This is a genomic window from Cellulomonas fimi, assembly GCF_012952065.1.
In the GTDB taxonomy this organism is placed as follows: domain Bacteria; phylum Actinomycetota; class Actinomycetes; order Actinomycetales; family Cellulomonadaceae; genus Pengzhenrongella; species Pengzhenrongella fimi_A.
This window is the reverse complement of the sequence record NZ_JABCJJ010000018.1, coordinates 55,127-66,930: the sequence shown is the minus strand read 5'-3', so window position 1 is coordinate 66,930 and position 11,804 is coordinate 55,127. Positions and strand designations below refer to the sequence as shown.

General features: G+C 75.0%; 8 protein-coding genes and 1 pseudogene. 3 read left to right on the top strand and 6 right to left on the bottom strand.

The window, feature by feature from the left end; translation table 11 throughout:
* The 3 genes and pseudogenes from HIR71_RS16470 to HIR71_RS11785 all read right to left on the bottom strand — a co-directional run.
* Positions 1 to 270 (bottom strand): annotated as a pseudogene (locus HIR71_RS16470) (hypothetical protein); the annotation flags it as partial.
* Positions 267 to 3,761, bottom strand: coding sequence for a glycosyltransferase (locus tag HIR71_RS11790; RefSeq protein WP_169325263.1), 3,495 nt, complete (start codon positions 3,759 to 3,761; stop codon positions 267 to 269). The pseudogene HIR71_RS16470 and the gene HIR71_RS11790, both read right to left, overlap by 4 nt.
* Positions 3,762 to 3,791: 30 nt before the next feature.
* Positions 3,792 to 4,055, bottom strand: a complete 264-nt coding sequence (locus HIR71_RS11785; protein ID WP_282959284.1) for a WhiB family transcriptional regulator — start codon at positions 4,053 to 4,055, stop codon at positions 3,792 to 3,794.
* A gap of 219 nt (positions 4,056 to 4,274) precedes the next feature.
* Here HIR71_RS11785 and HIR71_RS11780 point away from each other — a divergent pair, with 219 nt between their 5' ends.
* On the top strand, positions 4,275 to 5,027 hold the full coding sequence (locus HIR71_RS11780) for a TIGR03089 family protein (RefSeq protein ID WP_311836248.1): 753 nt from the start codon (positions 4,275 to 4,277) through the stop codon (positions 5,025 to 5,027).
* 51 nt (positions 5,028 to 5,078) lie between these two features.
* Here HIR71_RS11780 and HIR71_RS11775 read toward each other — a convergent pair whose 3' ends face one another.
* Both HIR71_RS11775 and manA read right to left on the bottom strand, forming a co-directional pair.
* The gene (locus HIR71_RS11775) at positions 5,079 to 7,046 is read right to left on the bottom strand and encodes a DUF4214 domain-containing protein (protein ID WP_169325261.1); all 1,968 of its coding nucleotides are present in this window, start codon (positions 7,044 to 7,046) and stop codon (positions 5,079 to 5,081) included.
* A gap of 120 nt (positions 7,047 to 7,166) precedes the next feature.
* Entirely contained in the window at positions 7,167 to 8,363 is a 1,197-nt protein-coding gene (manA, locus tag HIR71_RS11770) for a mannose-6-phosphate isomerase, class I (RefSeq protein ID WP_169325260.1), read from the bottom strand.
* A gap of 159 nt (positions 8,364 to 8,522) precedes the next feature.
* Between manA and rfbA the strand changes: the two genes are divergently transcribed.
* Positions 8,523 to 9,392 carry a glucose-1-phosphate thymidylyltransferase RfbA gene (gene rfbA, locus HIR71_RS11765; protein WP_169325259.1) on the top strand — a complete coding sequence of 290 codons (870 nt, stop codon included), beginning with the start codon at positions 8,523 to 8,525 and terminating at the stop codon, positions 9,390 to 9,392.
* Complete coding sequence (locus tag HIR71_RS11760; protein ID WP_211374103.1) at positions 9,389 to 10,567, top strand: acyltransferase family protein; 1,179 nt, start codon at positions 9,389 to 9,391, stop codon at positions 10,565 to 10,567. The genes rfbA and HIR71_RS11760 overlap by 4 nt, the downstream gene beginning before the upstream one ends.
* Before the next feature lie 64 nt (positions 10,568 to 10,631).
* Here HIR71_RS11760 and HIR71_RS11755 read toward each other — a convergent pair whose 3' ends face one another.
* Complete coding sequence (locus HIR71_RS11755) at positions 10,632 to 11,750, bottom strand: NAD-dependent epimerase/dehydratase family protein (RefSeq protein WP_311836247.1); 1,119 nt, start codon at positions 11,748 to 11,750, stop codon at positions 10,632 to 10,634.
* Between the last annotated feature and the right edge of the window lie 54 nt (positions 11,751 to 11,804).

Genomic DNA, 11,804 nt, shown 5'->3' with positions numbered 1-11,804 from the left:
CTCGCTCGACGGCCGACCGCTGCGCTCGGTGTCCGCCGACTGGCGGCAGACGTTCGAGCTCGGCGCCGACGGGGGCCGCCTGACGGTCGAGTACGCCCCAGCCGACCGCGCGCGCCATGGGGTCGGCACTGCTTCGGGCGGCGCCACCGGCGACGCGTCCGGGCGCGGCTCAGCACGTCCGGGCACCGCCGCGCGGGCCGGGTTCTCCCGCGTGTCCTCCGGGAGGTCGTCAGGGACCTGGGAGCCCCCCGGCTGGTGCGCGCGCGTCATCGTGCCCCTCCCCTGCGACGTCGGACGGGCACCGCGAGCAGCACCGTCAGGAGGCCCACCACGCCCTGCAGCGCGAGCCACGGCGCGCGGTCGGCCGGGGCGTACTCGACCGTCAGGCGGCCCCCGTCGGCGCCGAGCTCGAACGTCTGCCGCCAGTCGGCGGACACCGAGCGCAGCGGTCGGCCGTCGAGCGAGGCGTGCCACCCCGGCTCCGCCCGTTCGGCGAGCACCAGGAGGCGCCCGGAGTCGCCGGCCGGGACGTCGGTGTCGACCGCGAGCCGCTCGGCAGCGACCGGCACCTCGTCGGGCGCCGAGCCGCCGGTCGCGGGCGACACGAGCCGCGCCCAGGCGGGAGCCGACGTCGCACCCGGCACCGCACCCAGCGGAGGCGAGACCCGCCAGATCACCCCGGACTCGTTCTCGGTGATGCGCTCGAGCCCCGCCGTCGCGTCGAGCCGGCCGACGAGCTGGGCGCCGGCCACGGACGTGCGCGCGTCGTCGGACGGCACGAGGACCGCTGCGACCGCGAGCCGGGACAGCTCCCCCGAGACGTCACCCGGGGCTCCGGCGGCCAGGCGCGCGACGAGGTCGACGAGGAGGCCCTCGGGCGTGCCGTCCGCCTCGCCCGTCTCGACACCCGGCTCGGCCGCGAGGGACCGGACGCGCGACGCGACGGCCTCGTCGGTCAGCTGCGGCCCGTCCGCGCGGAACAGCTGGAACCGCACCATGCTGTTCGCGGAGGACCCCGGCGCGTCGTCCTCGACCCCGAGCGCGAGGACCCGCGAACGGTCGGGCGAGACCTGGGCCTGCTGACCGACGGCCGGGACGACGACGCCGTCACGACCCACGACCTGCCCCGCTCCCGCGGCGCCCGCCTCGAGCGTGCGCGCACGCACGCCCCACTCCGCCAGCGGCACCAGCGGCGCCGTCACCGCGACGACCGTGAGGACCGCGACACCGACCTGCCGCCAGCCGAAGTCGTGACGCGCCATCCGCGTCCGCATGCCGTCGGCCCCCAGCACGGCCGCGGCGAGCAGCCCCAGCAGCACCAGCGACACCCCGGCCCCGGGCCAGCCGCGCACCGCGAAGTCGTCCCCGGCGGCGACGTCGACCCTCGCGACCAGGACCGCAGCCGCGAGCCCGCACGCGGCCACGGCCCACCCGGCGCGCACGCCGCGGGCGACGCGCGGGCCGCGCAGGAGCGCGAGCAGCGCGAGGACGACCAGGACCCCGCCGCCCAGGAGCGGCGCCACCTGGGCGACCGTCGGGCCGGCGAGGTCGACGAGGGCCGTGGTCGGCTCGACGGGCCAGCCGAGCAGCTGCTGCCACGCGGGCGCTGCGGTCGACGCGACCGGGACCCCCGGGTCGGCGAGCAGCAGGCGCAGGCCGGACAGCGCGGAGCGGCCGGGCAGGTCGAACCCCGACGCGGCGGTCGCCACCAGCGGGCCCGCGAGGGTCACGGCGGGAAGCGCCACGAGCACGAGGAGGCGCCGCCGTCGACGGGCCACGAGCGCGACGGCGCCGAGCGCGAGCAGGCCCGCCGGGAGCAGCACGGGAGCACCGGCCACGGCGAGCGCGAAGGCGAGCCCGGCACCTGCCGCCGCCGCGACCGAGCTGGTGGGCGGCGGGATGCGGAAGGTGTCCGCCGCGTCCGGGTCGTGCTGGTCCGCCGCGGGCTTCGCCTCGCCGTCCGTCTCGACGGCGTTCCCCGCAGCGTCCCGAGGCACCCGACGCGCGTCGACGAGCCCGGAGACGACGACGTCCTGCCGCTGGACCCCGAGCGCGCGCGCGACGCCGAGCGCGGCCCACGGCAGCGCGACGTGCGCGACGACCGCCCCCAGACGTCCGCCGTCGAGCGCGAGCCCGAGGGCCGGTGCGGCGACCCAGACGACGGCTGCCCAGAGCCGAGCGGCGACCGAGCGGGTCGCAGCCCCGGCGGCGAACCACGCGCCGAGACCCGCGAGCACGAGCGACCCGACCAGGAGGACGGCGACCGCTCCGGCGGTCGAGCCGCCTGTCAGCACGGCGAACGGCACGAGCGCGGTCAGCAGCGGCTCCGCGGGGCCGGGGCTCCCCAGCCCGGCACCCACCCAGCCCGAGGTCGCGGCGCGCCAGAGCTCGCCCAGGTCGGCCTGCGCCGGCAGCAGGGCCCCGCCGGTCAACGGCTCTCCGCGGAGCACCGCCTGGAGCAGGTCACCCAGCACGACGGCGGTGAGCGCGACCAGGACGACGCCCAGCCCTGCGAGCCCCGCGCGTCGCCGGGTGGCCAGCGCCGCGAGCTCACGCAGCTCGAGCTCGCTCGGCGCGCGTCCCACGCGGCGCTGCTCGGCGCGCGTCAGGTGCCGGTCGCGCTGCTCGCGGACGACCTCGCGCCAGGTGGTCTGCAACGGGCGCAGCGACCGGCGGGGCAGCCGCGCGACGCGCCGGGCGTGACCGCGCGCACGCGCCATCCGTCCGGGGTGCAGGAGCGCCGCGACCGGCGCGGCGATCTCCGCGGCAGCGAGCGGCAGCTCCTTCATCGCGATCCGCACGAGCGCGCGCACCACGCCCGCCGCCAGGAAGCCGAGGCCGAGGAACGGCAGCAGGACGACCGGGGCGGCGGCCAGCCGTGCGTGGACCTGGGCCCTGCGGCGCGCGGCGAACGACCGCCGCGGGTCGCCGGCGTCGTGCCTCGCGTCGGCCACGTCCCCGCCGGCGCCCCCGCCGAACTCTCGCACCCCGCGGTACGTCGCCTGGGCGTGCCGCACGACCGCGGACGGCACGACGACGACCCGGTGGCCGGCGAGCCGCGCCCGGCGCGAGAGGTCGAGACCGTCACCGAACGGGCCGAGCATCGGGTCGGTCCCGCCGAGCGCCTGCCAGACGTCGAACCGGACCAGGGCGCCGGCCAGCCCGACCCCCAGCACGTCGTCCCGTCCGTCGTGCTGCCCCTGGTCCACCTCGCCCTCGTCGACCCCGGTCATGCGCCGCCCGAGGCGCGACGTGGTGACACCGACCTCGAGGAGGCGCGTGGGGTCGTCCCAGCTGCGCTGCTTCGCCCCGGCGACGGCCACCGACGGCGCGTGCTCGACGGCGCGGACCAGCTCGGCCAGCGCCGTGGGCTCGGGCGCCGAGTCGTCGTGCAGCAGCCACAGCCACGCGGGCTCGCCGGGAGCCGTCGAGGAGCCGGCGACCGCGGCGCGCACCGCGTGACCGAACGTCCTGGCTCCGGGCACCCGGAGGACCCGGACGGTCGCCTGCACGGACGCGAGGAGGTCCGCCACCAGGGGCGTGACGTCGTCGGCCACGGGGACGGCGGGCGAGCCCGCCGCCTGAGCCGCCGCGTCGACGACGACGACCTCCGCCGGGGCACGCGTCTGGCTCGCGAGAGCCGCGAGCGTGTGCTCGAGGTACCGCGTCCGTCCGCGGGTCACGAGCACGGCCAGCACCGGCCGGCCCGAGGGGGCCTCCAGCCGCGCGGGCGGGTCGAGGGTCAGCAGCGTCTCAGTCATGCGCCAGGGAGCGCCCCACGGGGGGACGCGTCACACGACCCGGCGCTTGAGCTTGCGCCGTTCCCGCTCGGAGAGGCCGCCCCAGATGCCGAAGCGCTCGTCGTGCTCGAGGGCGTACTCGAGGCACTCGACGCGGACCTCGCACCCGGTGCAGACCTTCTTGGCCTCGCGGGTCGAGCCGCCCTTCTCCGGGAAGAACGCCTCGGGGTCGGTCTGAGCGCACAGGGCGCGCTCCTGCCAGCCCATCTCCGGGTCGTCGGACGGCGTGCCGAATATCGGCAGCACGGGCGCCATCTCCGGGACGCGTGCGCGGTCCGAGGGGAACGGGCCGCCCTCGTCGAGCAGATTCCACATGGTGCCTCCGGCTCGCTGGGGTCGGTTCGGGAAGGGACGCGACAGGATCGCAATGAGGAAATTACACGCGTGTCGTTCCGGTTAGTCAAGCGGGGGGGTGATATGTGACTGCGGCACACGGGTGAATCGCCGGATGACCTGCGGGCCTAGTCTGGGCGCGTGAACCCACCCTCCTCCGTGGCCTCCGTCCTCGAGCTCGTGACCGCCGATCCGGGTCGTCCCCGTTTGACCTGGTACGGCCCGGGCGGGGAGCGGATCGAGCTGTCGGGCGCGGTGCTGGCGAACTGGGTCGCGAAGACGACGAACCTGCTCGTGGAGGAGTTCAACGCCGGGCCGGGGGTGCGGGTCGGGCTCGACCTGCCCGCCCACTGGCGGACGGTGGTGTGGGCGCTGGCGGCGTGGCGGTGCGGTGCGTGCGTGGTGCTCGGCGAGGAGGCGGGCGCGGCCGACGTCGTGGTGACGGACCGGCCCGACAGGCACGACGGCGCGGCGCAGCTCGTGGCCGTGGGGCTGCCCGCGCTCGCGCGGCGGTTCGACGGGGAGCTGCCGCGGGGGGCTGTCGACGCCGCAGAGGCGGTGATGACGTACGGGGATGTCGTGGGGTGGGTTCCGGAGGTGGAGCCGGGCGTCGACGCGCTCGACGCGGCAACGGCGGACCGGCTCGCGCACTCCGGCCTCATGTCCTGGGCGCTGGATGCGGCGACCGCGCCCCCCGGCGCCCGCATCCTGGTCCGCCTGGACCAGGGTCGTTCGGACGCCGTCACCACGGCGCTCCAGGGCGTCCTCGGCATCCTGGCGCGGGACGGCTCGGCCGTGATGCTCGCCCCGCAGCTGGCAGACGAGCTCGACGCGGACCGGGCACGCCTCGAGCGGCTTGCCGCCACCGAGCGCGTCACGGCCGACAGGGCCTGACCACGACCGAACTACCTCATCCCGGACGACCTGACGCCCGCGCGAGCGACCTCACGCCCGCCCGAAGTACTCCTCGCTCGCGACGATCGCCCCGATGATCGCCTCGTCGCGGCCGCCTGCCTGAAGGATGCCGACCCAGCTCCGCTGACCGCTCGGGTCCAGCCCTCGGCCGAGCAGGTGCCGGTAGTGGCCCTCGACGACGGTGTTCAGTCGCTCGGTCGAGAGCAGGAAGCCCATCGCCACCTCGGCGCGGCCGGACCGGCCCTTGAGCCGGTCGGTCCAGAACGTCACCTCACCGGCGCCGGCGCTCCGGCCGAGCACGTCGGCGTACAGCTTCCGCACCCAGCCGTCGTCCGTCCCGCCCGACTGGCCGTAGTACTCCGCCGACGCGATGAACCCCGACTCCATCTGGGAGGTCGTCCACCCGCGGTCCATCCACCCGAGCCAGTTCGTGAGCCCACCCCTGTCCGGCGACCGGCCCAGGTATCGCACATAGGAGCCGGTGATGAGCCGTGAGCGGTACTCGGTGCTGTACGTGATCGAGTTCGCGACCGCGATGCGCGGTGTCCCGTCCCGTAGCGCGGACGTCCATGTCGTCAGGCCCTGAGGGTCGACCTCGCGCTCGAACAGATCACGGTACACACGCCGCACGTAGCCGGTGGTGCTCGGGTCGACCGCGCTCACGACCTCGACGCGCGCCCGGTAGGGGTCGGTCGCGACGACCCGGACGACGGCGTCGGTACCAGGGATCCGCCACGTGCCGCCCACGGGCAGCTGCGGCGACGCGAACTCGGCCTTGCTCGGCTGCATGTCGAGCAGCTCGGTCGTGGGCACGCCGCGGCCGTCCACCCGGCGCAGGTGCACCTGGACGCCGGCCCAGCTCGAGAGTCGGGTGTCGCGCCCGACGGCGGGCCGGTAGTCCACGTAGACCGTGCCATAGGACGAGCTGAAGGACAGTGCGCGCAGCGCGTCCACGTCGAGGAGCGGCGCCAGGTCGACCACGGTCGGAACGGCCGGCGACCTCTGCACCGTCGCGAGGCCGAGGTGGTCCGCGAAGGCGGAGTTGAGGCTCCCGGTCGGGCGCCCCCGCCACCCGACCCCCATGACGTCCGCCCGGTCCATGTACTCGGTCACGGTGCAGCTGGCCGAGAGCGGCACCGGGACGCCGTCCGCGCGGCACGTCGTCGCGTTGGCGTGGCCGAGACCGAGGTTGTGCCCGTACTCGTGCGTGAGGACGTCCGGGATCTGCGTGCCGTTGACCCAGATCACCGATCCCGGTACGGACGCCCGACCGGCCCACTCGCAGCCCAGCGTGTCGGGGAAGTAGACGACGACGTGCTGGTTGCCGCGCGGGGGCGCGGCCCCGTGGGCCGCGAGCGCCCGGTCGAGCAGCTGGGTCGGGTTGCATCCGCTGGGCTTCTCGATCAACTTCCAGTCGCGCGCGGTCGCGGTCGTCGCGATGCGGTCGCCGGACTGCTCGGACCAGTAAGCGCTGTTGGCGTTCGCCAGCGCCGCCAGCGAGGACCGCGTCGCGTCGTCCGGCGAGTCCCAGTACACCGGGAGCACCGTGAGCGTGTGCGAGCCGACGGCCGCCTCGGCCGTCCCCTCCTCCTGCGCTGCCCGGTCCGTCCCGGCCGTAGCCGGCGGGGCGGTCGTGACGAGCGCCTCGACCGTCGCCTCGCCCGCGGCCGCGGCGAGGAGCGCGTCCTCGGCGTCGGGCCCGGTGGTCGTCTCGAGGGTGACCTCGACCTCGGTGCCGTTGGGCAGCTGGGCGCCGGCGCCGTCGGGCAGCTCGTAGACGACGTCGTCCACCTCGAGGAAGGCGGTCGTCTCGAGGCCGGCCTCGGCGTCCGGGTCGCCCGTGACCTCCCCGGTCAGCGGCTCGAACCGGTCGACCGCGACGTGCTCGATGGTGCCCTCGACCGTGACCAGGTCGGAGTCGGCCGCCGCGGCCGCGGCGGGAGCGCCGACGGCGGCGGCGACGAGCGCGAGCGCGACTGCGAGCGCGCGTGTGCCCACCCCACGGCGCCGCACAGGCAGGGCGACGTGCATGGGAAGCTGGTCGGTACGCATACGTCCTCGATCGGCACCGGACGGACCGGTCTGAGGACGCGCGGCGCGCGGGCTGAGCTGGTGGGTTCAGGGCACGTCGGCCTGGACGACCGTCCCGCGGCCGCGTGCTGTCAGGACGCCGTCGGCGGCAGGCACGAAGACGGACTCCCCGCGGCGAAGGGTCTCGATCCCGTCGCCCGTCGACGCGATCGTGATCTCGCCGTCGAGGCAGAGCAGGATGCGCGGTCCGCGGCCGGGCAGCGGGTGGTCGAGGTCGTCGTCGACGGTCGTCACCGAGAGCTCGAAGTCGTCGACCGGCGCGTAGAACACCCGGGTCGCCCCGTGGAAGAGCTCGGGGGCGATGCGGATGGGGGGCGCCGCGACGTAGTCGACGTTGCGCAGCAGCTCGGCGACGTCGACGTGCTTGCGCGTCAGGCCGGCGCGCAGCACGTTGTCGGAGCTCGCCATGATCTCGACCGCCAGGCCCGACAGGTAGGCGTGGACGCCGCCCGCGGGCACGAACATCGCGTCGCCCGGCTGGAGCGTCACCGGGTTGAGCAGCAGCGACGTGACGACTCCAGGGTCGCCGGGGTAGGTCTGCTCGAGCAGCACGACGGTGCGGTCGGCGCGCGGCGACGGCGAGCCGATCTCGAGGCGAGCGGCGCACGCGGCGGCCACCTCGCGGACCTCGTCGGGAGACGGGCGCGTGGCCGGGTCGAGCAGCTGCGTGAACGCGGCGCGGATGCCCTCGTACGACGGCTGGGCGGCGAGCACGCCGTGCAGCTGCTTGGCGAGCGGGGCGTCGAGGCCCGCCAGCAGCTCGGCCGCGCGTCGCGGAGCGCGGAAGCCGCACAGCGCCTCGAACGGCGTCAGGGCGTAGACCAGCTCGGGCTTGTGGTTGCGGTCGCGGTAGTTGCGGTGCGGCGCATCGACCGGGACCCCCGCGGCCTCCTCGGCCGCGAACCCCGCCCTGGCGCCGTCGAGGTGCGGGTGCACCTGGAGGGAGAGCGGGCTGTCGGCGGCGATGAGCTTGAGCAGGTACGGCAGTCCGCCGCCGAACCGGGCGACGACGTCCGCGCCGAGGTGCGTCGCGGCGTCGGAGGCGATCAAGGCGTCGAGCCCGAGCTCCCCCTCCGCCGTGACCGCGCGCGACGGCGCGCTCGGGTGGGCACCCATCCAGGCCTCGGCGACCGGGTCGGTGGTGACCGGGAGGCCGAGGAGGTCCGGGATCGCTGTCGTCGAGCCCCATGCGTAGTGCTGGGTGGGGATGGCGAGCCTGATCACGGGTCCTCGGGGGGGTGGGGGACGGGTCGGGGAGGCAATGCCTCCGCGTCGATGGTAACGAACGGGGGTCGCTGCCCCGGCCCCGCACGGCAGCGAGGGGACCGGCCCGGGCCGGAAGGTGCACGTCGGAGCGTGCCCGGTGGTCCACACTGGTGCACCATGCGCGGAATCATTCTGGCCGGCGGGTCCGGCACACGGTTGCACCCGATCACGCTCGGCGTCAGCAAGCAGCTCGTGCCGGTCTACGACAAGCCGATGATCTACTACCCGCTGTCGACGCTGATCCTGGCCGGCATCCGCGACGTCCTGGTGATCACGACGCCGCACGACGCCGAGCAGTTCCACCGCCTGCTGGGCGACGGGTCGCAGTTCGGCATCTCGATCCGGTACACCGTCCAGGCCGAGCCAAACGGGCTCGCGCAGGCCTTCGTGCTGGGCGCGGACTTCGTCGGCAGCGACCCGGCCGCCCTCGTGCTCGGCGACAACATCTTCTACGGCCCCGGCCTCGGCTCGCGGCTGCAGCGCTTCGAGAACATCGACGGCGGCGCCGTCTTCGCCTACCGCGTCGCGGACCCGACGAGCTACGGCGTGGTCGAGTTCGACGCCGACGGGCGGGCGCTCTCGCTCGAGGAGAAGCCCGCCCACCCGAAGTCCAACTACGCCGTCCCGGGCCTGTACTTCTACGACAACGACGTCGTGGCGATCGCCAAGGACCTCAAGCCCTCGGCACGAGACGAGTACGAGATCACCGACGTCAACCGCGCCTACCTCGAGCAGGGCCGTCTGCAGGTCGAGGTGCTCCCGCGCGGCACCGCGTGGCTCGACACCGGAACGTTCGACTCGCTGCTCGAGGCGTCCGACTACGTCCGCACGGTCGAGCACCGCCAGGGCCTCAAGATCGGGTCGCCCGAGGAGGTCGCGTGGCGTCGCGGCTTCCTGTCCGACGACGACCTACGCGTGCGCGCGGAGAAGCTCGTCAAGTCCGGGTACGGGACGTACCTGCTGGAGCTGATCGAGCACGGACGATGACGAGCGCCACCGCGCAGGAGGGCGCCGAGGTCAGGCCCGTCAGCCAGCCCCCGCGGTCGCACTCGTGGCTCGGGTGGCGCCCCGCCGGCCGCCCGCTCGACCCGCGGAACAACGCGCTCAACCTCGTCCGGCTCGCGCTCGCGTCGCTCGTGCTCGTCGCGCACGCCTACTACATCGCGGGCGTCGGTGTCGGCCCGCAGATCGACGGCGAGAACCTGGGCGGGTGGGCGGTCTTCGGGTTCTTCACGATCAGCGGCTACCTGATCACCGGGAGCCGCCTCGACAACCCGGTCGGCACGTACTTCGTGCACCGGGTCGCGCGCATCTTCCCCGCCTTCCTCGTGTGCCTCATCGTGACGGCGCTCGTGTTCGCGCCGATCGGCTACTGGAGCGTGCACGGGTCGCTCGAGGGCTACCTCACCACCGGGACGACCCCCGCCGCCTACGTCTTCGGCAACGCGGGCCTGCGGGTCAACGCCTACGACGTCGCCGCCACGCCCGCCGGCGTCCCGTACCCGGGGGCCTGGAACGGCTCGCTGTGGACGCTCTACTACGAGTTCCTCAGTTACGTGATCATCGGGGCGCTTGCGGTCCTCGGCTGGTTCCGCCGGTCGCCGTGGCCGCTTGCGGGCGCCTTCGCGCTGAGCGTCGCCGTCCACGCGCTGATGGACCGCCTCCTGCCGTACGTCGGCGGGAACGTCGACTTCCAGCTGCTCGGCAAGCTCCTGCCGCTGTTCCTGGGCGGCGCGCTCGTCCACGTGCTGCGTGACCGGCTGCCGCTCCACCTGCCCGGTGCGCTGGCCTCGACCGCGGTCGTCGCGTTCACGGTCTGGGCGCTCGACGGCTGGGGCGCGCAGCTCACCGCGCCGCTCATCGCGTACGTGCTGCTCTGGATCGGGGCGACGCTGCCGTCGCCGCGCCTCGTCCAGCGGCACGACATCTCCTACGGCGTCTACATCTACGCGTTCCCGGTCCAGCAGCTCCTCGTGCTCGCGGGCGTCCACGAGCTCGGGCTCGCGGTGTACGACGTCGCGGCGTTCGCGGTCACGGCGGTCCTCGCCACGGCGAGCTGGCTCCTGGTCGAGCGCCCGGTGATGCGCCGCGCGCGCGGACGGCGCGAGACACCGGTCGCGACCGACCGGGTGCCGCCGCGCGAGGCGGCGGCCGTCGCCTGAGCGACCGGCCGACCGGCCCGCCTGCGACGGAGCCGCCTCCGACCCGGCCGTCTCCCGACCGGGCTCAGCCCGGCCGCTGGGCGTCGATCCAGGTCGCCAACCGGGTGACGCCCTCCTCGAGCGAGAACTCGGGGGCCCAGCCCAGGACGCGTGCCGCGACCGTCACGTCGGCCCACGCGTGGCGCACGTCGCCCTGGCGGTACTGCCCGGTGACGTGGGGTGCCGGGGCCTCGTAGTGCGCGGCGATCAGCTCGGCCGCGCGGGCGATCGTCTGGTCCTCCCCAGACCCGATGTCGATCGGCGTGCGACCGGGCACCGGGGCCGTCGTCGCGGCGAGGAGCGCGCGTGCGACATCGTCGATGAGGACGAAGTCCCGGCGGACCTCGCCGTCCTCGTAGAGCGGGATCGACTGGCCGGCCTTCGCGAGGCGGCAGAACAACGACAGGATCCCGGTGTACGGGTTGATGAGCGACTGGCCCGGACCGTAGACGTTCTGCAGGCGCAGCACCACCGGCTCGACGCCGACCGAGTGGGCCCACGCGGTGAGGACGTTCTCCTGCGCCAGCTTCGTGGCGCCGTAGACGCTCACGGGGGCGGGCGTCGTCGTCGCGGCCGACATCGCGACCGGTCGCGCGCCTGGGAAGTCCCACTGGCCGCGCGCGAGCACCTCGCTCGTGCGCTGACCCGGGTAGAACAGCTCCCCCGTGTCGTCCGAGCGCCAGGCGCCCTCGCCGTACACCGCGCGGCTGCTCGACAGCACGATCCGCCGGGGCAGCGCGTCATGCCGCAGCAGGCCGTCGAGCAGCTGCGTGGTGCCGACGACGTTGACGTGCGCGTGCCGCGTCGCCTCGGCGAGCGACTGCCCCGTCCCGGTCTCGGCCGCGAGGTGCACGACGACGTCGGGCCGCACGCCCGCGAGGAGGGCGTCCCACGCCGCGGGATCGGTCACGTCGCCGACCACGAGCTCGACGCCGGCCGCCAGGGCCGTCGGCCGCTCCGCGGAGGGGTGGATCTGCGGGTGCAGGTTGTCGATGGCGACGACGCGGTCGAACCGCTCGAGGAGACCCGGGGACATCGCAGTGCCGATGAACCCGGCGCCGCCCGTGACGAGGCACGTGCCGCCCCTCGCCGCCAGACCGGACGAGGGCGGGTCAGCGGGCACATTCGTCGCAGGGTCGGTCACGGCTCTCCTCCGGGTGCGTGGTCGACGGCGTTCACCAGGGCGCCCGTCGCGCCG

Bases quoted from the DNA above. Each gene is read 5' to 3' on its own strand.
- HIR71_RS11790 (WP_169325263.1), bottom strand. From the start codon at position 3,761: ATGACTGAGACGCTGCTGACCCTCGACCCGCCCGCGCGGCTGGAGGCC.
- HIR71_RS11760 (WP_211374103.1), top strand. From the start codon at position 9,389: ATGACGAGCGCCACCGCGCAGGAGGGCGCCGAGGTCAGGCCCGTCAGC.
- HIR71_RS11785 (WP_282959284.1), bottom strand. From the start codon at position 4,055: ATGGCGCCCGTGCTGCCGATATTCGGCACGCCGTCCGACGACCCGGAG.
- rfbA (WP_169325259.1), top strand. From the start codon at position 8,523: ATGCGCGGAATCATTCTGGCCGGCGGGTCCGGCACACGGTTGCACCCG.